General features: G+C 73.0%; 14 protein-coding genes. 8 read left to right on the top strand and 6 right to left on the bottom strand.

The features are described from left to right. The first annotated feature begins 18 nt into the window (after positions 1-18). The 6 genes from WMF43_RS31805 to WMF43_RS31780 all read left to right on the top strand — a co-directional run bounded on the left by WMF43_RS31805 (position 19) and on the right by WMF43_RS31780 (position 7,610). Positions 19-870 (top strand): 3-hydroxyacyl-CoA dehydrogenase family protein, encoded by an 852-nt coding sequence (locus WMF43_RS31805; protein ID WP_437670498.1) that lies wholly within the window; start codon positions 19-21, stop codon positions 868-870. Between the two features lie 29 nt (positions 871-899). Then, a complete protein-coding gene (locus tag WMF43_RS31800; protein ID WP_437670496.1) occupies positions 900-1,157 on the top strand; it encodes an acyl carrier protein in 258 nt (85 codons plus the stop codon). Positions 1,158-1,185: 28 nt separating this feature from the next. Beyond that, positions 1,186-2,367: an acyl-CoA dehydrogenase family protein gene (locus tag WMF43_RS31795; RefSeq protein ID WP_437670494.1), complete on the top strand. Its 1,182-nt coding sequence runs from the start codon at positions 1,186-1,188 to the stop codon at positions 2,365-2,367. A 13-nt stretch (positions 2,368-2,380) separates the two neighbouring features. Beyond that, positions 2,381-3,457, top strand: coding sequence for an HAD-IIIC family phosphatase (locus tag WMF43_RS31790; protein ID WP_437670492.1), 1,077 nt, complete (start codon positions 2,381-2,383; stop codon positions 3,455-3,457). Positions 3,458-3,573: 116 nt separating this feature from the next. Further along, positions 3,574-4,836: a crotonyl-CoA carboxylase/reductase gene (gene ccrA, locus WMF43_RS31785; RefSeq protein WP_437670490.1), complete on the top strand. Its 1,263-nt coding sequence runs from the start codon at positions 3,574-3,576 to the stop codon at positions 4,834-4,836. A gap of 602 nt (positions 4,837-5,438) precedes the next feature. Beyond that, a complete protein-coding gene (locus WMF43_RS31780) occupies positions 5,439-7,610 on the top strand; it encodes a serine/threonine-protein kinase (RefSeq protein WP_437670488.1) in 2,172 nt (723 codons plus the stop codon). A 219-nt stretch (positions 7,611-7,829) separates the two neighbouring features. On the opposite strand, the gene WMF43_RS31775 is transcribed toward WMF43_RS31780, so the two are convergent. Further along, positions 7,830-10,862, bottom strand: coding sequence for an nSTAND1 domain-containing NTPase (locus WMF43_RS31775; protein WP_437670486.1), 3,033 nt, complete (start codon positions 10,860-10,862; stop codon positions 7,830-7,832). A gap of 591 nt (positions 10,863-11,453) precedes the next feature. Here WMF43_RS31775 and WMF43_RS31770 point away from each other — a divergent pair. Both WMF43_RS31770 and WMF43_RS31765 read left to right on the top strand, forming a co-directional pair. Next, a complete protein-coding gene (locus WMF43_RS31770; RefSeq protein WP_437670484.1) occupies positions 11,454-13,037 on the top strand; it encodes a sigma-54-dependent transcriptional regulator in 1,584 nt (527 codons plus the stop codon). A 143-nt stretch (positions 13,038-13,180) separates the two neighbouring features. Further along, positions 13,181-16,021 (top strand): protein kinase domain-containing protein, encoded by a 2,841-nt coding sequence (locus tag WMF43_RS31765; RefSeq protein ID WP_437670482.1) that lies wholly within the window; start codon positions 13,181-13,183, stop codon positions 16,019-16,021. Positions 16,022-16,066: 45 nt separating this feature from the next. Here the strand turns inward: WMF43_RS31765 and WMF43_RS31760 are convergent, their stop codons facing one another. From WMF43_RS31760 to WMF43_RS31740, 5 genes are all read right to left on the bottom strand, one after another. Beyond that, the gene (locus WMF43_RS31760) at positions 16,067-16,747 is read right to left on the bottom strand and encodes a hypothetical protein (protein WP_437670480.1); all 681 of its coding nucleotides are present in this window, start codon (positions 16,745-16,747) and stop codon (positions 16,067-16,069) included. 233 nt (positions 16,748-16,980) lie between these two features. Further along, positions 16,981-18,723 (bottom strand): hypothetical protein, encoded by a 1,743-nt coding sequence (locus WMF43_RS31755; protein ID WP_437670478.1) that lies wholly within the window; start codon positions 18,721-18,723, stop codon positions 16,981-16,983. A gap of 215 nt (positions 18,724-18,938) precedes the next feature. Beyond that, positions 18,939-19,514, bottom strand: a complete 576-nt coding sequence (locus tag WMF43_RS31750) for an HPF/RaiA family ribosome-associated protein (RefSeq protein WP_437670476.1) — start codon at positions 19,512-19,514, stop codon at positions 18,939-18,941. 646 nt (positions 19,515-20,160) lie between these two features. Next, positions 20,161-21,228, bottom strand: a complete 1,068-nt coding sequence (locus WMF43_RS31745; RefSeq protein ID WP_437670475.1) for a hypothetical protein — start codon at positions 21,226-21,228, stop codon at positions 20,161-20,163. Positions 21,229-21,273: 45 nt separating this feature from the next. Then, positions 21,274-23,145 (bottom strand): DUF4215 domain-containing protein, encoded by a 1,872-nt coding sequence (locus WMF43_RS31740; RefSeq protein ID WP_437670473.1) that lies wholly within the window; start codon positions 23,143-23,145, stop codon positions 21,274-21,276. Positions 23,146-23,354: the final 209 nt, after the last annotated feature.

Below are 23,354 nucleotides of genomic sequence, written 5' to 3'. Positions count from 1 at the left end.
CGTCCGAGGGAGTCAGCGATGAACTACGAGATCGTGGGGGTCATTGGCGCAGGGGTCATGGGGTCCGGGGTCGCGCAGAACCTCGCCCAGACGGGGCACCGGGTCGTCCTCGTGGACGTCTCCGAGCCGATCCTCGATCGAGCCAGGCAGGAGATAAGGAACGGCCTGCGCGCGTTCTCGCTCTTCAACAGGAAGGCGGCGGTCGATCCCAAGCAGGTCCTGGAGCGCATCCGCTTCACGACGGATGACGAGGAGCTCGCCGAGGTCAGCTTCGTCGTCGAGAACGTGACCGAGAAGTGGCCGATCAAGAAGGCGGTCTACGAGCGCATCGACGCGATCTGCCGGCCGGACGTGATATTCGCGGCGGACACCTCGGCGATCTCCATCACCCGCATCGCCTCCGTCACGAAGCGGGCGCCGAAGGTCGTCGGGATGCATTTCATGAACCCCGTCCCGATGAAGCCGATGGTCGAGCTGATCCGCGGCTATCACTCCTCGGACGAGACCATCGAGGACGCGAGGCGCTTCCTCGCCGAGATGGGCAAGGAGAGCATCCTCGTCGAGGACTCTCCCGGCTTCGTGTCGAACCGGGTGCTGATGCTGACCATCAACGAGGCCATCTTCCTGGTGCAGGACCGCACGGCGAGCGCAGCGGACGTCGATCGGATCTTCAAGACCTGCTTCGGTCACAAGATGGGTCCGCTGGAGACGGCGGACCTCATCGGGCTCGACACCATCCTCTACTCCGTCGAGGTCCTCTACGAGAGCTTCAACGACGACAAGTACCGGCCCTGCCCGCTGCTGAAGAAGATGGTGGACGCGGGGCTCCATGGGCGCAAGAGCGGGCGCGGGTTCTATACGTACGCGTGAGCCGTCACGGCGCGCGAAAGGGTCGCAGCATGAGCACGCAAGAGATCAGGACGACGGTTTCGCAGTACCTCGCGCGCTTCTTTCCAGGCCACGCCCTGCAGGAGCGCGAGGACATCTTCAGCCTGGGGTTCGTCAACTCGATGTTCGCGATGCAGCTCGTCACCTTCGTCGAGCACCAGTTCGGCATCACCATCGAGAACGAGGATCTCGAGCTCGACAACTTCCGCTCGATCGAGGCGATCTCCCGTCTGGTGCAGCGAAAGACCGCGGGCGCGACGGGCGGCTGAGGCGCGGCGTGGTACCGGGAGAGCCAAGATGAGACACCACCTCACCCGTGAGCAGGCGGAGGCGCTGGACGAGTTCCAGTCCTTCGCCGATCGGGAGATCGTCCCCCTCGGGGACGATCACCACAGGCAGCAACGGACGCGCCCCGAGATCATCCGGCGCCTCGCCGAGCGCGGTTACCTTGGTCTGCCGCTTCCGCGGGAGCTCGGCGGCGGCGGCAGAGACATGGTGACCTTCGGCCTGCTCGTCGGCGAGGTCGGGCGCGGCTGCTCCTCGCTGCGCAGCCTCCTGACGGTGCACACCATGGTGGCCCAGTCGATCTTGCGTTGGGGCACCCGCGCGCAGAAGGAGGTATGGATCCCGAGGCTCGCGTCCGGCATGGCGATCGCGGCGCTGGGCTTGTCCGAGCCGGGCACGGGCAGCGACGCGAAGAGCGTGAAGACGGAGGCCACGCCCGACGGAGGGGATTTCGTGCTCCACGGGCACAAGAAGTGGATCACGTACGGTCAGCTCGCGGACGTGCTGCTCGTGTTCGCGCGGTGCGAGGGAGAGCCCGCCGCGTTCCTGGTCGAGCGTGAGCGGGCAGGGGTCTCGATCGAGCCCATAGAGGGCCTCCTCGGGCTCCGCGGGTCCATGACGGCGAGCGTCCACTTCGACGGCTGCCGCATCCCCGACGAGAACCTCGTGGGGAGGCGGGGGCTCGGCATCTCGCACGTCGCGGCCGCCGCGCTTGACTCCGGGCGGTACAGCGTGGCATGGGGCTCCGTCGGGCTCCTCCAGGCGTGCCTCGACGCCTGCGTCGTCTACACGAGCGAGCGAGAGCAGTTCGGCGTCCGGCTCAAGGAGCACCAGCTGGTGCGGCGGCTGGTGACCGACATGATCACGAACCTCAGCGCGGCCAGGCTGCTCTGCCTGGAGGCCGGGCGCCTGCGGGACGCGAGGGATCCCGGCGCGCTCGCCGCGACGTCGATCGCCAAGTACTTCGCGTCGACGGCGGCGGCCCGGGCTGCCGATGACGCCGTGCAGCTCCACGGCGCCAACGGATGCAGCAGCGACTACCCCCTCCAGCGCTACCTGGGCGACGCCAAGATCGGAGAGATCATCGAGGGGAGCTCGCAGATCCAGCAGATCACCATCGCCGAGTATGGCTATCAAGAGTACGGCGCGCTGCGGAGCCGCGCTGGACAGTCGAGCGGAGCAGCCGGTGTCTGACGTCGAAGGAGCCATGCACGTGGAGCGCAGAGCCGAGAAGGAGCAGTCCGGCGCGGGAGAAGACAGGAATGTCCTCAAGTGTGTCGTCTGGGATCTGGACAACACGCTCTGGGACGGCATCCTCCTCGAAGATCGCGAGGTCACGCCGCGGCGCGCCGCGATCGACGTCATCAAGGCGCTGGACGAGCGCGGCATCCTCCACTCCATCGCCAGCCGCAACGATCACGATCTCGCGATGGCCAAGCTCACGGAGCTCGGGATCGCGGAGTACTTCCTCTACCCGCAGGTCAACTGGAACAGCAAGTCCGCTTCCATCGAGGCGATCGCGCGGTCCCTCAACATCGGCCTCGACGCGATCGCCTTCGTGGACGACCAGCCCTTCGAGCGCGACGAGGTCCAGTTCTCGCACCCGTCGACGCGCTGCGTCGACGCCGCCGACGTCGCGCAGATCCCGGAGCTCCCCGAGGCGAACCCCCGCTTCGTCACCGACGACTCACGGGTGAGGCGGAAGATGTACCTCGCCGACATCGAGCGCAAGAAGGTCGAGGAGGCGCACGGCGGCACGCCGGAGCAGTTCCTCGCCTCGCTCGACATGCGCTTCATCATCGCGCGGGCGAAGGAGGAGGACCTGAAGCGCGCAGAGGAGCTGACCCTGCGCACGAACCAGCTCAACACGACCGGGGACACCTACTCCTACGACGAGCTCGATCACTTCCGCAGATCCCCCGAGCACGACCTGCTGATCGCCTCGCTCGAGGACAGGTATGGCACCTACGGCAAGATCGGCCTCGCGCTCGTCGAGCGCGGTCCTGCCGTCTGGACGCTCAAGCTCCTGCTCATGTCGTGTAGGGTCATGTCTCGCGGCGTCGGGACGGTGCTGCTGAATCACATCCTGGGCCGCGCCAGGGACGCCGGCGTCGAGCTCCGCGCGGAGTTCGTCTCGAACAACAGGAACCGCATGATGTACGTCACCTACAAGTTCGCGGGCTTCCGCGAGGTGAGCAAGGACGGAGACCGCGCGGTCATGGTGAACGATTATTCGCAGATCCAAGGTTTTCCACCCTACATGAGGGTCGAGGTCGAGCCTTGAGCGAGGGGCCACGATCCATGCGAGGTGATCCGGGCGGCCCGGTCTCCGCGCGCCTCTGAAACTCGCCGGCCGATTGCCGGCAAAGTAGCCTCATCAGGAGAGTTATGTTGACCAGCGTGCATCCGTCGGAGCCTCGATCGAGCCTGAAAGACCTCTACGAGGTGGGCGAGGCGCCCCCTCTGGGCCATGTGCCCAAGAACATGTACGCATGGGTGATCCGCCGCGAGCGGCACGGGCATCCGCGGAGCGCCATGCAGGTCGAGGTCGTGCCGACCCCCATCGTCGGTCCGGACGAGGTGCTCGTCCACGTGATGGCCGCCGGCGTCAATTACAACAGCATCTGGGCCGCGCTCGGGAAGCCCGTCTCCGTGTTCGACGTGCATCGTCACCCGTACCACGTGCCCGGATCCGACGCGTCCGGCGTGGTGTGGGCCGTGGGGAGCATGGTCAAGCGGTGGCGCGTCGGTGATGAAGTGGTCGTTCATTGCAACCAGGACGACGGCGACGACGCGGAGTGCAACGGCGGCGACCCCATGCTCTCACCGACGCAGCGGATCTGGGGTTTCGAGACGCCTCACGGATCCTTCGCCCAGTTCGCGCTGGTGCAGGGGCGGCAGCTCGTGGAGCGGCCCAAGCACCTCACGTGGGAGGCCAGCGCCTCGTACATGCTGACGCTGGCGACCGCCTATCGGATGCTCCTCGGGCACCCTCCGCACACCTTGCGCCCCGGCATGAACATCCTGGTGTGGGGGGCGGCGGGCGGCCTCGGATCCATGGCCATCCAGCTCGTGCGCATGGCCGGCGCGAACGCGATCGGCGTGATCTCGGACGACAAGAAGCGTGATTTCGTCATGTCCCTCGGGGCAAAAGGCGTGATCAATCGCACCGAGTTCAACTGCTGGGGGCCTCTCCAGGCTGTCGCCGAGGGCGAGGCCTACGCGGCGTACCTCAAGGAGGTGCGCCGCTTCGGGAAGGCGATCTGGAACATCACGGGGGACAAGACCGACGTCGATCTGGTCTTCGAGCACCCCGGCGAAACGACGTTTCCGGTGAGCTGCTTCGTCGTCAAGCGCGGCGGGATGGTCGTCATCTGCGCCGGCACGACCGGCTTCAACTTGACGATGGACGCCCGGTTCGTCTGGATGCGACAGAAGCGCATTCAGGGGAGCCACTTCGCCACGCTGATGCAGGCGACCCAGGCGAACAGGCTCGTTCAAGAGAGGCGCATCGACCCCTGCCTGTCGGAGACGTTCCCCTGGTCCGAGATCCCGCTCGCGCACGTCAAGATGATGGATAACCTCCACGCCCCCGGGAACATGTCGGTGCTGGTCCAGGCGCGCGCCCCGGGAGCAGGGATACATCCCACGAACAAGGCGTGATCTCCGGCGCGGCCCGGCGCCCTCGACGCGCGCGGTCCAGGAGCACGCCGCTCCGCACGAGATCCCCCGGCGCGCTCGAGGGAGCTCCCCGGCCGGGGAACCCTAGAACCAGAAGTCCATCAGTCGCTTCATGAACTTCTTCGGGTTGAAGTCGATCTTGTGCACGACCTTTATCGGTCCAAATATTTCATTTTGTAGGCTCTTGGCAGGATACTGCTTCATTTTGCGCTTTACCCTGATGACCTTGTATTGCTTCATGCTCTCTCCCCGTGGTTCGCAGGGTCAAGCATACTGCCCGTAAACGAAGATTCGATATCACGCGGGCCTCAATTCCCCGTCCGGCTGAGCCCCGGCTCGCTGACGGCACCTCGCGGCGCCGTTCGACCGCAGTGAACACGTGCCGCTCAGACGGGGAGGAGTGCCCGGCCGAACGCGCCGGCGGGTGGGTGTGTGCGGCGGGGGCGGGTGGGCGCTGGCCATCCGCCCCGCCGTACACACCCACCCGCCGGCGCGCGCGTCGGGATTGGGATGGATAGGGAAGGCCGGGAGGCTGACTGCTGGGGCTTCCGTCGGGGAACGGGCAGGTGCAGGATGGGTGGGGCATGGAGATGCGGGCCACCTTCGAGGGAGGGCAGGACGAGGCCGGGCGGGGGCCTGGGAGCCTGCGCGGGTGGCTCGTCGAAGGGGAGCTCGGGCGCGGGGGGATGGGGCGGGTGTTCCGGGCGCGACACCCGAAGACGCGGGCGCGCGCCGCAATCAAGGTGCTGCTCGGCGACTACGCGCGGCGGCCAGACGTCGTGGCGCGCTTCCGGCAAGAGGCGATCGCCGTCAACATCATCAACCACCCAGGCATCGTGCGGGTGTTCGACTCCGGTGAGCTCGACGACGGGTCGCCCTACATCGTCATGGAATACCTCGATGGACGAGGGCTCCGCGAGTGGGTGCACGAGGTGCCCGCCGCGGAACGGCCGCGGCAGGTCGTGCGGCTCGGCTACCAGATCGCCTCGGCCATGGCCGCCGCCCACGCCTCCAAGGTCGTCCACCGCGACCTGAAGCCGGAGAACATCATGGTCGTCGACGACGAGCTCGCGCCCGGAGGCAGCCGCGTCAAGATCCTCGACTTCGGCATCGCGAAGGTCCTGTGGGGCGGGCTGCCCGAGGTGATGGAGCTCGACACGAACGGGAGCCTCGCCTCCACCCGCGCGCCGACGATCCGCACCGAGCTGTCGGCGCCGTCGAGGACCGTCCCGGGCACCGCGGCTGGAGGCGCGGCCGAAGTGGCCAGGCGCGACGGGGACACGCGGGACTGGGACGCGCACGCCGAGGAAGCGCTCCGGAGCCTCCCGGGGGTCAGCTCGGGGAGGCCCGCCATGATCCACGCGCCGATCGAGGTGCCGGTCGAGGTCGCCTCGTTCGCGGTCGCCTCGTTCGCGGTCGCCTCGTTCGCGGCGGCGAACGCCGCCCTCGAGCTGGCCGGGCCGCGCAGCGAGGGCGCCGGACAGCCCACGATGCCGTTCACGCAAGAGGGCGTGTGGGGGCTCGGGACGAGGAGCTACATGGCGCCGGAACAGGAGCGCCACTCGGGGAGCGTCGACGCCAAGGCCGACGTCTACTCCCTCGGCGTCATCCTGTACGAGCTGCTCGAGGGCCGGACGCCCGACGCGCCGAGCGGGGCGTGGCCGCCGCCGCTCGACGCCGCGACCCCGCCCGATCTCGCCGCCCTCGTGCACCGGGTGCTGTCCTTCGATCCGGACGCGCGACCGCACATGGCGGAGGTCGCGGCCGCGCTGCACCGGCTCGGCCGGGCGAAGCGGGAGTTCGATGAGGCGCTCTCCAGGTGGACCCTCGGCGGCAAGGCGCCGAGGCTCCTGCCGCGCGGCAAGGCGCTGCACGAGCTCTCCGCGTGGGCCCGGGACATCGACGACCTCTCCGCGGCGGAGCGCGGCTTCCTGGACGCCGCCGCCGCGGCCGAGGCGCGCCGCGAGCGCCTCACGCGCATGCTCCTCGCCCTCGGCGTGATCGTCCTGATGGGCATGGTCGCGACCACCACCGTCTTCTGGATGCACGCGACCCGGGCGCGGCGCACGGCCGAGACAGCGGAGCGCGCGGCGCGCGACCACAGCAGGTTCGAGGCGGCCGCCCGCGCCTCCGCGCAGGAGGCGCTCCAGAAGATGAGCGAGGCGCAGAGCGCGACGGCCGAGGCCCTCGCCCTCGCGATGAAGGCGAGCGACGACGCGAAGAGCGCCAACTCCGCCAGGGACGCGATGACCGAGGCCAAGCGCCTCGCCGAGCAGGCCGCGCTCCGGGCCAGGCGCGCCGCCGAGGCCGCGTCCACCGCGAAGGCCGAGGCCGACGCCCGGTACGAGCAGTCGAAGAGCGCCATGGCGCGCGAGATCGCCGGCCTCGAGGCCGAGCGCGAGCGCCTGCTCGCGCAGCTCGGACGCGCCGAGCGGGACGGCGAGCGCGCAAGGGCCGCCCTCCGCGCGAGGGACCACGAGCTCAGGACCACCCTCGCCGAGCTGCGGCGCGAGTCCGCGCGCGCGAGCTGGCTCGACGAGCAGCTCGCCGAGACCTCCGACCGGCTCCACGACATGAAGAGGAAGCTCGACGAGTGCACGGCGCGGCCACCCAGGACGCCGCCTCCGCCCGCGCCCCCGACGGACGACGACACGGCCCCTCCCGAGCAAGGCAACGAGCCGATCGCCGCGCCCCCGGCCGACATGCCATCCCTCCCCGCGCCCCTCCCGTCCTTGCCGCGCGGCTCGACGATCTGACCGGCACGCACGTGCCATCGAGCCCCTGCGGCTGGAGGCACGTGCCGCCCGTGTGCCCGCGCGCGTGCCGCCCGTGTGCCCGCGCGCGTGCTGCCCGTGTGCCCGCGCGCGCGCCGCCCGTGTGCCCGCGCGCGCGCCGCCCGTGTGCCCGCGCGGCGTGGCACCCGCGCCTCGCCGCGCGCGCGTCGCCGGGGACACACGCGCTGCGCGGCGCGCAGCTCAATTCAGCGAGACGATGTTCCGGTGCATCCAGAGCTCCTCGCCCCTGTACTGCACGCGGTACCAGCAGTTCGCTGGATTTTTGCTGTCCGGATTGAATTCTTCGAGCACGGTCACCTCCGCGCCGGCGGGGACACCGGTCACCCCCTCCTCGTGCGCGCCGGGTCCCTGGCGGATGACGCCGCGTGTGTTCGGCGGCAGCACCACGACGCGCGCCATCCGCGACGAGGCAGACGCGGGCGGGATCGAGACGGCCTGCGGGCCGACCTGGCGGAGCGCCCTCGCGAGCAGGGCGCCGAGGGCGAACGTCACCGCGCCCAGCGCCACGAGCGCCGCCGCGCCGCCGGGCCACGGCGAGGGCCACGACGGGACGGCCTGCGGGTCGGCCTGGTGGATCGACCTCATGAACAGGGCGTCGAAGGCGAGCCTCGCCGCGCGCAGCGCCACGATCGCCGCCGCGCCCAGCCCCGCGATCGCCACCGCGCCGAGCGCCACGATCGCCGCCGCGTCGCCGAGCTGCAGCGAGCGCCACCACGGCCGCTTCCTCTGCACCTTCACCGCCGCGGCCTGCGCCGCCTCCAGGAAGGCCGCCTCGGCCGTCGACAGCCGCACCCGGCCCGCCCGATGCAGCCCCACCATGTCCCTGAGCCGGCAGCCGCGCCACAGCTCCTCCGGGCTCCGCCCCGCGTCCTCCCAGCGCCGGGTCGCCTGCCCGAGCTCCTGCCGCGTGAGCAGCGCCTCGCGGTCCTCGGCGATCCAGCCCTGCAGCGTCCCCCACCCGTGGATCACGGCCTCGTGCGCCACCACCACCTCGTCCTCGCTCGCGGTCAGCAGCCGGGCGCGGACCCACCGCTCCAGCTCCGCGCCCGCCGCCCTGCCCGGCGCGAGCGACTCGAGCTCCTCCCGCGACGCGTAACGCCGCGTGTCCTCCGTGTCCCGCCCGAGGTGCACCAGGCGCGTCAAGAGGTCCCGCGAGAGCCGGCGCTGCTCCTCGTCCGCGCAGCCGGCCAGCACCTCGTCGGCGCGCCTGGCGATGGCCCCGTTCAGGCCGCCGATCTCCTCCCACGCCTCCCAGGTGATGAAGCCCCCCGCGCGCCGCTCCCACAGCGCCTCCAGCGCGAACTCGAGCAGCGGCAGCTTCGCGCCGGCGCCGTGCGCCGCGGCCGCCGCGCCCTCGTGCAGCGACGCGAGCAGCGCGTCGACCAGGCCCTCCTCGAACCGGAGCCCCACGCGCTCCGCCGGGCCGACCGTCACCTCCAGGAGCTGCGCGTCGCTCATCGGCGGGATCGGCACGAGCGGCGCCTTCGCCAGCTCGGGGTGGAGCTCCAGGTACTGCGCCAGGAAGTTCGAGCGGAGCGTGAGCACCACCCGCACGCGATCGCCCGGCGCCGAGGCCGCGTGCACCAGGGCCGCCACGAACGCGTCGGCCTCGGCGCGGTCCTCCGCCCTCGTGAACAGCTCCTCGAGCTCGTCCACCACGAGCAGCAGGCGCGGATCGCCCGGGAGGGCCGAGAGCCGCTGCTCCAGCACGCCCGCGAGCCCCTCGGGGCGCTGCGCGGCGGCGCCCGAGACCTCGGCCGGCGGGCCGGCCAGCGAGGGCTTCAGCGACCGGGGCGCGCGCTCCTCCTCGGGGGCGCCGAGCGAGTCGACCATGGCGGCGAGCGCGCGGAGCGGGCTCGCGCCGGGGTGGAGGATCCGCACCTGGAACGGGCGCGGCCCGAGCGCCCCCTCCAGCACCGCGGGGACGAGGCCCGCCCGCACCAGCGACGACTTGCCCGCGCCCGACGGGGCCACCACGGTGACCAGGCGGCCGCCCGCGCCGAGCGCCTTCACGAGCTCCTCCGTCTCCTGATCGCGCGCGAAGAAGAACCGGCGGTGCTCGGCCTCGAACGGGCGCAGGCCGCGGTACGGCCGCACCACGACCGGCCGGTGATCCGGGCCGTCCGCCGCCCGGGCGTAGAGCTGCAGCGAGGCCCAGTCGTCGCTCGACGCCTCGCGGCCGAGCCGCTCGCGCGCCGCGAGGAACGCTTCCTCGAGCGACGCCGAGCCCACGAGCAGCTCCCGGTACAGCACCTCCGCCAGCGCGACCGAGCCGTGTGTGGTGAGCGGATAACGCGAGGCCACGACGGCCGGGACGCCGGCGCGGTGGAGCGCCTGCGCCACGCTGCCGAGCGCGTTGCCGGGCGCGCCCGCGTCGCCGCCGTAGCAGCTGCAGAGCACGACCAGGCGCAGCGTGCCGAGGTGGGGCTCGAGCATCCTGCGGAGGGCGCCCGCGTCGACCATCACGGGGGCCCCGCCGGGCTCGGAGGCGTCCCACGCCAGCCCGAACGCCTCGGCGCTCGGGGCCAGCGGGCCGCCGTGGCAGAGGATGTGGAGCACCGAGACGGGCGGGCCGCCCCCGCTCAGGGCCTTGTAGAGGGCCGCCGGCGAGGCGTGGGGCACGACGTCCCTGGCCGCGTCGAAGGCGCAGTGGCCCTCGGCGCAGGCGCGGCGCAGCGCCTCGAGGTGCGCCTCCGCGGGCACGGCGCCGCCGGCCGCGGACCAGGCGAAGACGATGCGCCCGCCCTCGGCCTCCTGGCCGGGCTCGGGGCCCGCGGTCTCGGTGCCGGGCCACTCGTACCGGAGCAGGCAGCCGCGCAGCTCGCCGAGGTGCTGGCCGCTCGAGCGCAGCGTGAGCAGCTCCCAGGGCAGCGCGTACAGCTCCGCGGCCGACGAGCGGATCGTCAGATGGACGCGGCGGCCGTCGCGGAGCGCCGCGGCGATCTCCTCCTCGCGCGCGCCCCAGTCGGCCTGCGCGAGGAAGTCGCGGAGCCGCTCCCCGAAGCGCTGCCGCGCGAGCGGCTCCGGGCGCGGGCGCTGGAGGGCCGCGAGGTCGCGGAGCACCTCGTCGTCCCACGGAAAGGTCGCGCCCTCGAAGACGCCGTCCTCCCTGCACATCACGTACGACTGGCGGGTGAAGCGGAACGCGAACGGCGCGTCGGTGTCCTCGGCGCGCGCGAGATCCAGCGTCAGATCGAGCGACGTCGTCTCCATGGCTGTCCCTCTCCGGAGCAGGCGCGGGCTGCCTCGGCGGTCCTCGCGCGCGCGCTCCGCTCCCGAGCTGCCTGCCTCGAACCGGAACGGCTCGTGTTCAGGCTTGCTGATTCTCCCACCTCGCCTCATTCCGACGGACATTGGCAATCCCCGTTCCACCGTTGAGGACGGGACCAAGCTCTCGGAATTTCAGGAAATGACGCCGTAGCTGCGTCTTGAGTGGACGTCCTCTCGTCCAGGAGGACGCGCCGGCCGTCAGTGCTGTGACGGTGGCTGTTACGATTTCGGTTGCGGTGGGACGACGACGTGGCCGAGGGCCGCGGCGGAGCGGGGCCGAGGGCCGCGGCGGAGCGCGCCCGAGCTGGCCGGAGCCCTCCCGGTCGTGTGGCGGCGCGACGACCTGACCGGCGGGGGCGCTTCCGTGGTAACGAGGGGTGCCTGGAACACAAGCTCGCGCCCCTCATCTCCGCTCTGTCTCGCGCGTCGACCTTCGAGGACGCCGCCACGGTCACGCTGGAAGCGCTGCTCGAGCTCGCGGACGAAGCGTTTGCCAGCTCGCCTTTCGCCAAACGTGGCCGGGTGTTGCGGGGCATGGTCCACCTGCGTCCGGGGGACGGCTACCGGCGCCTCCTGGTCGTCGAGAGCAGGCCGGACGCGTCCAAGGCGAGCCCCACGTCGATGCCGTCCGCGACGGCGTGGCGCTGGATCTCGGAGCACGAGGCGCCGGTCGAGATCGACGTGACCCTCGGCACGGTCGACGTCGGCCTCACGGGCGCGGTCGCGCTCGCCCACGGGGAGGGCGCCCCGAACTTCGACAGCAAGGAGAGCCGCGCGCGGCTGCTCCAGCGCGACGCGACGCACGTGCTCGCCCTGCCCCTGCGCGCCCCCCGCGGCGCCATCGACGGGATGTTCTCGATCGAGGCGCTCTGCCGGGCCGCCATGGGCCGGGGCCCGCTCTTCGCCGCGTGCCGCGACGCCGCGCAGGTGCTCGCCGCGGTCGCGGCCCCTTACCTCTGCACGCTGCCGCTCCGCCCCGTCGAGGCCGCCGCGCCCGACGAGCACCTCCCGGTGATCGGCGCGTCGATGGCCGGCGTGATCGAGATGCTCCGGGTCTTCGCCCAGCAGGAAGAGACCGTGCTTCTGAGCGGCCCCACCGGCGCCGGCAAGTCGCGGCTGGCCCGCTGGTGCCACGAGCAGTCCTCGAAGCGCGGCCAGAGCTTCGAGACGCTCGACCTCTCCACGGTGCCCGAGGATCTCCAGATGGCGGAGCTCTTCGGCTGGAAGAAGGGCGCCTTCACCGGCGCGCTCAAGGACACCGTGGGCTGCATCGGGCGCGCCGAGGGCGGGACGTTGTTCATCGACGAGATCGACAAGCTCTCGCTCAAGGCGCAGGCCGGCCTGCTCCGCGTGCTCGAGGAGCGGCGCTACCGCCCGCTCGGCGAGGGCGCAGGGGACCGCACCGCCGAGGTGCGGTTCGTGATCGGCACCAACGCCGACCTCTACGCCGAGGTCCGCTCCGGGCGCTTCCGCGAGGACCTCTACTACCGGATCAACGTGCTCCCGGTGAAGGTGCCGCCGCTCGCCGAGCGGCGCGACGAGATCGGGCGCTGGGCCGAGTACATGCTCGATCGGCGGCACCGCGCGGGCGGCAAGGCGGGCGAGGCGCGCCTCTCGCCCGAGGCCGAGCGCGTCCTCCTGGCCCAGCCCTGGCCGGGCAACCTGCGTCAGCTCGACAACATCGTCCGCCGCGCCTACGCGTTCGCGCAGATGGACCGGAGCGCGCCCCCGGAGGTGCTCACGCTGGAGGCGCGCCACATCGAGCGCGCGCTCGGGTACGAGGCCGGCGGCGGGCCGAAGTCGCTGCTCGACCTGTTCCAGCTCACCGCCGCGGCGTTCGTGGCGGAGGCGCAGCGGCGGCGCGCGAGCGGCGGCTCGCTGGACCTGGACCTCGTGGACGCGCTGCGCGGGTTCGTCCTCGGCACCGCGGCGCACCAGCTCGGGAGCCGGGAGGAGGCCTTCCGCCTCCTGGGCAAAGAGGCGATCGTCCAGAGCCGCAACCACCACAAGTCGCTGAAGCGCGAGATGGACAAGGTCGAGGCGCTCTGCAACGCGCTCGGGCTCACGGACGAGAGGGGGCGCCTCTTCGGGGGCATGGGCGACGGCGACGAGCGCTGACGAGCGCTGACGAGCGCTGACGAGCGCCGGCGAGGCGGCCCGGGGCGGAGGCTCGAGGAGCCGGGTATCGCGCCGAACGGAACGCGCGCGATGCGGAAAAACCCGGCTGTCTAACGGAATAGTCGGCCGCTATAGAAGAGTGGATGACGTCGGGGAACGGTGGGACGAGCGACGGCGAGGCCGCGCTGCACACCACACCCGCCGCCGGGGACGAGCTCGTCCCCAGCACGACGCCGATGCCCCGCGGCCCCCGTCCGGGCGAGCGGATCGCGGATCGTTACTGCCTCCGGCGCCGCATCGGCCGCGGGGGGCAAGGCGACGTCTGGGAGGCCGACGACGAGCTCGCGCGCGAGGTCGTCGCCATCAAGCTGCTGGGCGCCGGGTTCGGGGCGGACGCCGCGCGCGTGCGGCGCGAGATCGCGGCGCTCCGGCTCCTGCGCCTGCCCGGCGTCGTCCGGCTGCTGGACGAGGGCGTGCACGACGACCGCGCGTTCCTCGTCATGGAGCGGGTCGACGGCGCCCCGTTCCCGGGAAAACGCGGCAACCGCGCGGACCGCGCGGACAGCGCGGACAGCGCGGACAGCGCGGACGGTTCACAGGGCGCGGCGCCGCGCGCCTGGCCCGAGCTGGCCGACGTGGCGATCGCCCTGCTCGAGACCCTGTCGCGGATGCACGCGGCCGGCGTGATCCACCGCGATCTCAAGCCCGCCAACGTGCTGGTGAGCGCCGAGGGCCGGCCGACGATCCTCGACTTCGGCATCTCGTATTTCGAGTCGCTCGTCGACCCCTCCTCGATCACCGGCGACGACGAGATCGTCGGCACCCCGCTCTACCTCGCGCCCGAGCAGATCAACGGCGACCCGGTGACGGCGCGCACCGACCTCTACACGATCGGCGTGATGCTCTACGAGGCGCTCTCCGGCGTCATCCCGCACAACGAGCCCCACGTCGCGGGCATCCTGCGGGCGCGGCTCCTCGTGCCGCCGGCGCCGCTCCGGGACGTCGCGCCCGCGGCGCCGGCCGCCGTGGCCCGGGTGGTCGACCGGCTGCTGGCGAGGGACCCGGAGGACCGGCCGCGCTCCGCGGCCGCGGTGATCGGCCTCCTGCGCGGCGAGCCGCTGCCCGTCGCGCCGGCGCTGCGCTGGCTCGACGAGCGCGCGCGGCCGCTCGACGAGCGCGCGCAGCCGCTCGACGAGCGCGCGCAGCCGCTCGACGAGCAGGCGCTGCGGGCGCTGTTCGCCGGCCCGGACCGGCTGTTCCACCTCCGCGAGGACGCGGCGCGGGCGCTCTGGGCGCGGACGGAGGGGGAGCCCGCGCGCGTCGCCGACGAGGTGATGGCCTGGGTGCGCGCCGGCCTCGCGCGGTGGGATCAGGACCTGCTCGTGGTGAGCCGCGACGCGATCGATCGGCTCGAGGCGGGCCTCCTCGTGGTGACGCCGCCGCCCCCGGCCGAGGACCCGGCGTCGCCGCTGCCCCCCGAGCTGAGCGAGATCCTCGGCTGGATCGGCGTCGCGTCGCCGAACGCCGACCTCGGGGTGCTCGCGCAGATGATGGAGCGGCCGGAGAGCGAGATCGCGGCGGGGGTCGAGCAGCTCGTGGCCCGCAAGGCCGTGCGGCGGGCCGAGGGCGGGCGCTTCGAGGCGCTCGCACGTGCGCGGGTTGAAGACACCTGGCCGGCGGCGCGGAAGCAGGCGGCGCACCGGGTGCTCGCGGCGACGCTGCCGCCGGGCTCCGAGCGGCGGCTGATCCACCTGCTCGCCGGGGGCGCCGAGCCGAGGCGCGTCGCCGAGGAGGCCGTGGCGCTGGCGACGCAGCGGGCGCAGAACGGGCGGCTCGGCTGGGCCGTGGCGGCGCTGGAGGAGGGGCTGCACGCGCTGCGCCGGTGCGACGGCCCGGCGCGGGCGGCCGGCGAGCTCGGGGTGCTGTCGGTGTGGCTCGACATCGCGCTCTCCCAGTGGACGCCGGTGTCGCTCGATCGCGCGCTCTACGAGCTCTGCCGGTCGAAGGCGCCGCGCGAGCAGATCGCGCCGCTGATCGAGCTCGGGCGCGCGCGGCACGCGCTGAGCACCGATCCGCAGCGCGCGCTCCGGATCGCCGAGGGGCTGCCGCGCCTCCCGGATCCCAGCCTGGAGCGGCGGCGGCACGGCATCCGGATGATCGCCGCGCGCAGCGGCCCGCTGGAGGTCGAGGAGGCGGTGCTCGCGAGCGTCGCCGCGTGGGCAGAGGCCGCGGACGACCCGGCGACGCGCGCGCGGCTCGCGGTGTGGACGGGCCGCGTCCGCTACCGGCAGGGCCGCTTCGAGGAGGCCGCGGCGCTGCACGCCGAGGCGGCGGAGGGGGAGCCGTGGCTCGTGGATCGCATCGCCGCGCGGCTCAACGCCGCGTCGGCCCTTCTGGAGGCGTTCCGCCACGAGCAGGCCAGCGCGCAGGTCGCCGAGGCGCTCGCGATGGCGCGGCGCTGCCGGCACCCGGTCTTCTCGGCGTCCGCCGAGCGGATCCGCCGCGCCGCCGCCTACCGCATGGGCGCGACCCGGGGGGCGGACATCGAGCTCGTCGAGGCGGTCGCGCAGCTCGGGCTCGCCGACCTGGAGGCGCTGGTCTGCATGACCGAGGCCGCCGCCGCCTTCCGCGCCGGGCAGCTCGAGACCGCGATCGACCTCGCGACCCGCGGCGGCCGGCTCTGGTCCGGGGCGGGCATGTACCGGGAAGGGGTCCTGCTCCTGCGCTGCCTGGCGCTCCGGTGCGGCGCGCCCGCGCAGGAGGGCGAGGTGCAGGCCCTCTCGGAGGGGGCCGCGGCGTGCACGGGGCTCGGGGTCGGCGTCCAGGCGCTCGGGCTGCTCGCCCCGCGCGGCGCGCGCCCGGGAGGGCCCGAGGGAATCGCCGCGATGCTCCGGGGGATAGAGCGGCGATTCTGGGGGATTCGAATGGATATCCTCTCGGTCGACGAATCCCTCGAGGCCCTCTCCGTCAGCGTCGGCTCGTGAGCGCGCGGCGGCGCGCGGCGATCAAGGCACCCCTCGCGCCAGCGATCACCGCTGCGCGCTGGGGGGCTGATACCGCTGCGCGCTGGGGGGCTGATCGTGGTAGGTGCAGCTCACGATCACGAGGGCGAACGGGCTCTCCGACGGCACCGCCCCGGCCGCGAAGGAGGCGGAGACGGCGGCGGTCTGCAGATCGCGCGGGCCGAGGCCGATCGCGACGTCGCCGGCGGGCGGCGTGTAGCCGTCGAACAGCATCCAGTGCTCGCGGAGGTGGATGTCATCGAACCACGACGCGAGGACGTAGCCGAGCGTCCGCTGCTTGTTGAAGATCCTGCCCCACCCGGTGTCGAACTGGAAGGGGACCGCCTGATCCTGCTTGGGGAACGGGGGCGCCAGCTTGTTCAGCTCCTCGAGGCTGGGCAGGACCGTCAGGCCCTCTTTCCGGAAGCAATTGGCCTCCACGTACTGGCTGCCCTTCGCCCACGTCTTCCGCACCTTCTCCACGAACGACTGCACGTCGCGGATCTTGGCCCACTCCGAGCTCCGGGGCTGCATGAGGTAGACGGTCCCGTTCGGCGGGGCGGTGTGCTTGTAGCCGGGGCCGAGCAGCCAGTGCTGCACTTGCTGCTTGTTCTCGTTCACGGTGGCGAACGCGTGGCCGAGCGAGGTGTGATTCGCGTCGTTCCCCACGATCTCGACCACCTGGTTCATCGGAAGAATGTCGACCATGGATCCTCTCCTACCTGGGCTGCGCGTTCACGCCTGCGAGATCGGCAGAGCGCTTCGCTGTTCTGCCCCTCGCTAGAGCAACGGAAGGGCCAAGTCGGATCCACGGCGCAGGGCGCGTGAACCGCGCCGATCGCCGGGATCGCGCCCCGCCGGAGCCCCGGGCGCGCGTCCCCTGGGTACGCTCCGTCGTACGCCGGGACGCGCCGCGCGCCCGCGCGCCCGCGCGGCGCCCGTCACCCGATCTTCGCCAGCGCCGCGCGCCCCGCGTCTCGGTACGTGTCCGCCCAGCGCCGGAGCTCGCTGCCGCTGATCCCGGCGCGGGCGGCGATCGCGTCCGGCGCCTCGGCCCCGCCGAGCAGCGCGAGCACCGCCTCCTCCATGCGCCGCGGATCGAGGGCGCCCTTCCGCTCCGGCTGCGGCGCGGAGCCGATCGTCGACGCGGCGGCCGGCTGCGGCGCGAAGCCGATCGTCGACGCGATCGCCGGCTGCGGCGCGAAGCCGATCGTCGACGCGACGGCCGGCTGCGGCGCGCGCCCGCCCTTGCCGGCGTGCTGGCCGGGCGCCCGCGCGATCGGGAGCCGCGCCGCCGGATCGCCGAGGAGCACGTAGCCGGCCAGGTCGTTGCGCAGCATCCACAGGTGGGCTTTCCTGCCGAGCTCCGCGCCGCTCGCCGCGGCCGCGCCGGCCCGCGCTTCCTCGTTGTCGAGCGTCGTCAGCTCGACGCTCGCCTCGGCGAAGAAGCGGAGCAGCTGGTGGTGCGCGACGCCGGCCCGGCCGCCGTCCGCGAGCGCCCGGAAGATCCCCTGGAAGCGCGCGGGGCGGCTGCCGGACGGCGCGCCGGCGTCCTGGAAGCTGTAGGTCCAGGCCAGGTCGACGTGGCCGATCACCGCGAGCGGCCCGTCGGGGTTCTCGAGCGCCGCCTGCGGCAGGGCCGCGACGAACGGCGGCGCGCTCCCCACCGGCAGCCCGGCGAGCACCGCGTCGACGCGGCCGGCGTACTGCCCCGCCGCCCGCATCCGCTCCAGCCAGTGGCGGTAGGCGCTCACGGACGGCGTGCCCGCGCCGTAACACGCGAGGAAGAACCAGACGCCGCCGGGGAGGAAAGGCCTGCTCCGGAGGTCCTCGGCCGCGAGCCGCTGGCCCAGGCCGAGCGCCATCGCGCCCTGGAGCGCGCGCTGCTCGGCGAGCGACCTCCAGCCGCCGCGGGGCGCCCCGACGCCGTGGCTGATGGTGAAGAGCATGCCCGGCTCGCGCCGCGCCGCGTGCTCGAGGAGCGCGTCGAGCGGGGAGGGCACGTCCTCGCCCACGGCGACGATCTCGCTCGCCGGGAACGCCCCCTCCGCCTTGCGCGCGCTCGCGAGCTCCAGGGTGGGCTTCATCAGCGCCTCGTGGCCGAGCGTCGTCGCCGCCGTGCCGTCGCGCACCGTCAGGAAGACCGCGCGCGCCGCGGCCGCGGCCTCGGCGCGCTCCCAGCGGAGCACCTTGTCCGCGTAGGCCGCGTAGCCGCCCTCCCCCGCGAACGCGACGCGGCCGATGAAGGTGTCGCTGGCGAGGCGGAGCTGCAGATCCCACGACACCTGATCGGCGTCGCCGAGGATCAGCAGATAACGCGGCAGGTCCTCCTCGCGGACCGATTTGTCCCAGTAGACCTCCTCCTTCCAGCGGGCCGCGTCGGCGGGGCCCATGCCGGCGGGGACGCGGTAGACGCGCACGTCCGCGCCGCCCTGGGCCTCGCGGCGCGCCTGGCAGAGCGGCGCGACGGCGCCGAGCAGGCGGTCGCCCGCGGGCCCCTCGGGCGCGATGACGCCCCAGCGCTGGTCGGGGAGGGACTCGGGATCCGCGGCGTCGTAGCGGAGGTGCGTCGGGAGCGGGACCTCCTCGGGCCGCGGCGCGGCCGAGAGCGCGGCGGGCGGGATGCCCTCCGCGAGGACGGGGCGGTGGTCGTCGGCGTGCGCGAGGAGCAGTTCGAGGTTCATGGGGCTCTCCGGGGAACGGCGCGCTGGGCGCTCGAGACCGAGTCTCCAGATCCCGGATACCGCTCTTTCTCGAGGGAAAGAAGCCCCGATCGCCGGCGCGCGGGCGGCGGGGTCGTGCTGCCGTTCGGCCGCCCCGCCGCCCCGCCGCCTCGCCGGACGCCGGCCTCCCGCGTCGCGAAGCTGCGTCACCGCAGCTTGCGCCGCCTGCGGCCGGTTCAGCTGAGGGTCGGTATCTCCTCGCGGCCGCGGTTTCCGCCGCGGGCGTCCACGACGCGCACGGTGCTCGCCTGCGGCCCCTCGTCGCCGTCCTCTTCGGTGTAGGCGACGCCCATCCCGATCTTCAGATCGGCGAACGGCGCCGACACGATGCTCCGCTCGTGGAAATAGATCTCCCGGCCGTCGATGGTCGTGATGAACCCGTAGTCGTTGAACAGCTTCGTGATCACGCCGGCCGTGTCCTGCGCCGGGTGCGCCTTCACCTCGCTCCGCTGCGCGCTCGCGAGCTTCTTCAGCTGGCGGCCGGCGCGCTGGAAGACGTCGCGCACCGCCGGCTGCAGCAGGTTCCTCGCGGCCCGCTCCTCGCACACGATCTCTTGCTTGCCGGCCACGTGGAGGTCGACGCGGACCCGGTACTCGGTGCCTGCGCCCTGGCTCGCGTGGTCGAGCTCGACCACCACGGCGCAGCTGTTGATATGATCATTGAAGCGCTGAATCTTGTCCGCTTGCTCCCGGATCAGCTCCTCGAGGGCGGGGCTCTTATCGATATGTCGGAACGTGAGCTCCAGTTGCATGCTCGCTCCTTTCGTGCGTGTCGATGGGACGCGTCACTACTGCAGTCGCTGCGGGTCGCTGACCCTCACCAGGCGATTCCAGTTCCTAAGGGGGTACTTCCGCTTCGGGCACCAGTACTGCTTCGGCCTCGAGATCCTCCGCGCTGTGGCCCGGAGCGCGCGCCGCTCCGGATCTGCCCGGCCATGTGGTTCGGGTTCACGTCGCGCTGCAGATCGTCGGGGGGGTTCTGCTTCGCCTGCGGCGCAGGTTCCGAGTGATTGCTCTTCGCGACCATGAACACCTCGTGTGTGCGCAAAAGGAGCAGTAGCAAGTTCGTTGCCACGGCCGCCCCGCGGCGCGGCCGAGCCCGGTGCTCACCCGCGCGTCGGAGCGGCGCAAGGTTTGCGCAATGCCGCACCTCCAGCGTGGGGGCGCGGCGCGCTGCCACGTCACGAGCGGACTCGTCAGGTGGCAGGGCAAGGAGGGTGGGAGCGGGGCGCCTCGACCCGCTGAGACAATTTGCGACACGCGGGGCGTCTCGCGTCATCGGGCGCCGTGGAGCCGGCTGCGGCGCTGCTTCGGCCTGCCGCGGGCGTGAGCCTGCCTGCTCCGGACGGGCCGCGCCGGCGGCTCGTTCATGAGCTCGCCGGCCGCCTGCGCGCCGCTTCAGCGGATCTCGAAGACGTAGTCCGTGTCGTAGGTGCGGACGAACAGCTTGCCGTCCTTCTCGATGAGGACATCTGGCCCGCTCTTGAGCGGGATCTTCGAGGCGATCTTGCCGGTGGTGCGCTCGAGGACGTAGAGGAAGTCGGGCTCCGCCGTGAAGCCGTAGCCGCAGAGGAGGTGATCTCCGCGCAGCACGAAGTTGCCGGCATTGCAGACGAGCGGGGCGCTCTGCCAGAGGAGCTGCCCTGACGCGAGATCAAGGGCTGACAGGTATGCGTTCTTGCCCTTCGACGAGGCCGCGTAGGTGCGGTGGGCCGTCGCGACGTAGAGCACGCCGTCCCTGGCCTCGGCCCAGCGGAGCTCGCCGCGCACGAACGAGGCGTCCTTGGGCTCGAACTCGGTCGGGGTGAGGAAGCTGTCGACGTCGAAGAACGCGACGACCTTGCGCGCCTTGTCCAGGATCGCGAGGAGGCGCCCGTCGCTCGGGCTCGGGCCGTAGAAGAGCGCGAGGTGGTCTCCGTGATCGATGGCCTTGACGAGCACGTGCTCGCGGTACCGGGCGGGAACGGAGGCCGGGAGGGGGCCGGGGCCGCTCCAGGGGGAGTCCGGGACCTGCAGGAGCGGCAGCGCGACGCCGTTCCTGGTGAACCACTCCGCTTCGTCCGTGATCGCGTTCTTCTTCTCGGAGACCTTCACGAGGCGCGGCGCGGCGGCGCCCCCGCCGGGCGCCGGCCGGACGAGCGTCTGCACGAACGGCGGCGGGGCGAGCTTCACGGGCGTCTTCGCCTCGAGCGCCTCGCCTGCCGCGCCGTCGGCGGCCGCCTGCGCGGGCGGCGCGGCGGCGTCCCGGGGGGGCGGGGCGGGCTGCTGCCCCGCCGGCGCGGCGTCGGCAGGGGCGGCCGGCTGCGGGGCGCCGGCGGCGCCGTGGCGCGCCGCCACGTCCTGCGCAGACGAGGGCGGGGGCGCCGGCTGGCAGGCGCAGGCGGCGAGCAGGGCGGCGACGGCGAGCTTGCGGTGGGGCGGGCGGGTCGGGGTCGGGACGGGGAGCACGCGCGCAGCGTAGCTCATCCGTCCCGAGGCGCGGGGGGCTGGCGCGCCGGGCGGCGCGGGCGCTCAGGGCGCGGGAGCGAAGGAGACGTCGAGCGTGTAGGGGCCCGCGTTGTACAACCTGGAGTAGGTGTCGACGAAGACGAACACGGGCTCGCCGCCGGTGACTTCGACCTCGAGCGTCTCGTTGTAGCCGCCGATCGAGTCGTCGATGCAGGCGACCTCGGAGTCCTCGTCCAGGCAGGTGCTGCGCACGTACAGGCCCAGGTCGGTCTCGGAGGACAGCACCAGCGTGAGCGTGCCGTCGCTCGGCGGCGTGAACGTGTGGACCGTCTCCGGCAGGCCCGTCCCCCCGACGCAGAGTCCCTCGAACAGCGTCGTGCCGGTCGCGGCGTTCCCCGGGTTCATGCCGATGATGAGCTCGGTCGCGGCCGCGCACGCCCCGGAGGGCTCGAAGGCGCACGTGCTGGAGCAGCCGTCGCCGCTCGCGGGGTTGCCGTCGTCGCACTGCTCCCCCCGGTCGACCGTCCCGTTGCCGCAGACGGAGGGCGGGTAGAACGCGAAGGTCAACGTGTAGGGCCCGGCGTACGCCGCCCGGTAGGCGTCGACGAAGATCGGCACGGTCTCGCCGTCGCTCACCTGGATCTCGATCGTCTCCCGGTCGGGCTCCCCGCCGAACGGGGCGTTCTCGTCGGAGCAGTCGAGCTCGGTGGTCGCGTCCGCGCACGTGCTGCGGGCGTAGACGGCCTGGTCGGTCGGCGACTCGAGCTCGACGACGAGCGTGCCCGACTGCCCGGCGGGCGGCGTGTACAGGTGGATCTGCTCCTTCGCCTGGTTGGTGCTGCACTCGCCGTGGGTCAGGCTCGTGCCCTCCGACGTGTCGCCGGTGACCGTGGTCGACGCGACCGGCGTCGCGTCCGCGCACGCGGCCGCGAGCAGCGTGGCGCAGGTCGCGCTGCAGTCGTCGTCCTCGCAGTCTTCGTCCCCGTCGTCGTCGTCGTCCTCGCCGTTGGTGCAGTCCTCGCCGTACTGGCAGAGGCCCGTCGCGATGTCGCACGCGCCGCGGGCGGGACACTGGGCGTCCGAGGTGCACCCCGGGAGGCAGGCCATGATCCCGCCGCTGAGGTCCGTGCAGGTGTAGCCGTCGCGGCAGTCGGCCGACGTGCTGCACAGCGGCACGCAGGCGCCCTCGCCCTCGAACATGCCGAGGCAGACCCCGCCGTCGCAATCGCCGCTCGACGTGGGCTCCTCCGAGGGCTCGCAGAAGCTCGAGCAGAGTCCGGAGGGGAATCCGTGCTCTTCCTCGGAGAGGCAGAGGTCCCCGGTGCACTGGTCGGCCGAGGCGCAGGCGCCGTACCCGTCGCCCGTCCCGCCGCCGCCGGTGCCGGGCTCGCCGCCGCCGCCGCCGGTGCCGGGCTCGCCGCCGCCGCCGCCGGTGCCGGGCTCGCCGCCGCCGCCGCCGGCGCCGGGCTCGCCGCCGCCGCCGCCGGTGCCGGGCTCGCCGCCGCCGCCGCCGGTGCCGGGCTCGCCGCCGCCGCCGCCGGTGCCGGGCTCGCCGCCGCCGCCGCCGGTGCCGGGCTCGCCGCCGCCGCCGCCGGTGCCGGGCTCGCCGCCGCCGCCGCCGGTGCCGGGCTCGCCGCCGCCGCCGCCGGTGCCGGGCTCGCCGCCGCCGCCGCCGGTGCCGGGCTCGCCGCCGCCGCCGCCGGTGCCGGGCTCGCCGCCGCCGCCGCCGGTGCCGGTGGGCTCGCCACCGCCGCCGCCGGTGCCGGTGCCGGTTCCAGTTCCGGTGCCGGTTCCAGTTCCGGTGCCGGTCGCATCGATGCCGCCGGCTCCGCCAGAGCCGCCGTTGCCACCGGAGCCGTCGTCGCCGTCGTCTCCGCATCCTGCGGCCGCCGAGAGCGCCAGCACGAAAAGACCCGCAACAAGTCGTACGTTCATCCACCCGCTCCAACGAAAGAGGGAACTGTCGAGACGCGAGGTGGGTCGCACCCCACGGCGCAGCGCGATGCCATCTTCGGCGCAACCGCATCGCCTGCCAACCCCCCTCTCGCGTGCGCCGTCTGCTTCCGGTGCGCGGCTGTGCGCCGCCGCGTTTTTCGAGCGGCGCCGCGGCTCGTGGGGAGAATCACGCGCGCAGGGCGCAATGC

Origin of the sequence: Sorangium sp. So ce131 (genome assembly GCF_051519095.1) — a bacterium.
Taxonomy (GTDB): Bacteria; Myxococcota_A; Polyangia; order Polyangiales; family Polyangiaceae; genus Sorangium.
This window is presented reverse-complemented; position numbering and strand designations above follow the sequence as displayed.

Bases quoted from the DNA above. Each gene is read 5' to 3' on its own strand.
- WMF43_RS31805 (WP_437670498.1), top strand. From the start codon at position 19: ATGAACTACGAGATCGTGGGGGTCATTGGCGCAGGGGTCATGGGGTCC.
- WMF43_RS31800 (WP_437670496.1), top strand. From the start codon at position 900: ATGAGCACGCAAGAGATCAGGACGACGGTTTCGCAGTACCTCGCGCGC.
- WMF43_RS31795 (WP_437670494.1), top strand. From the start codon at position 1,186: ATGAGACACCACCTCACCCGTGAGCAGGCGGAGGCGCTGGACGAGTTC.
- WMF43_RS31790 (WP_437670492.1), top strand. From the start codon at position 2,381: ATGCACGTGGAGCGCAGAGCCGAGAAGGAGCAGTCCGGCGCGGGAGAA.
- WMF43_RS31780 (WP_437670488.1), top strand. From the start codon at position 5,439: ATGGAGATGCGGGCCACCTTCGAGGGAGGGCAGGACGAGGCCGGGCGG.
- WMF43_RS31775 (WP_437670486.1), bottom strand. From the start codon at position 10,862: ATGGAGACGACGTCGCTCGATCTGACGCTGGATCTCGCGCGCGCCGAG.
- WMF43_RS31770 (WP_437670484.1), top strand. From the start codon at position 11,454: ATGGTCCACCTGCGTCCGGGGGACGGCTACCGGCGCCTCCTGGTCGTC.
- WMF43_RS31765 (WP_437670482.1), top strand. From the start codon at position 13,181: ATGACGTCGGGGAACGGTGGGACGAGCGACGGCGAGGCCGCGCTGCAC.
- WMF43_RS31760 (WP_437670480.1), bottom strand. From the start codon at position 16,747: ATGGTCGACATTCTTCCGATGAACCAGGTGGTCGAGATCGTGGGGAAC.
- WMF43_RS31755 (WP_437670478.1), bottom strand. From the start codon at position 18,723: ATGAACCTCGAACTGCTCCTCGCGCACGCCGACGACCACCGCCCCGTC.
- WMF43_RS31750 (WP_437670476.1), bottom strand. From the start codon at position 19,514: ATGCAACTGGAGCTCACGTTCCGACATATCGATAAGAGCCCCGCCCTC.
- WMF43_RS31745 (WP_437670475.1), bottom strand. From the start codon at position 21,228: ATGAGCTACGCTGCGCGCGTGCTCCCCGTCCCGACCCCGACCCGCCCG.
- WMF43_RS31740 (WP_437670473.1), bottom strand. From the start codon at position 23,145: ATGAACGTACGACTTGTTGCGGGTCTTTTCGTGCTGGCGCTCTCGGCG.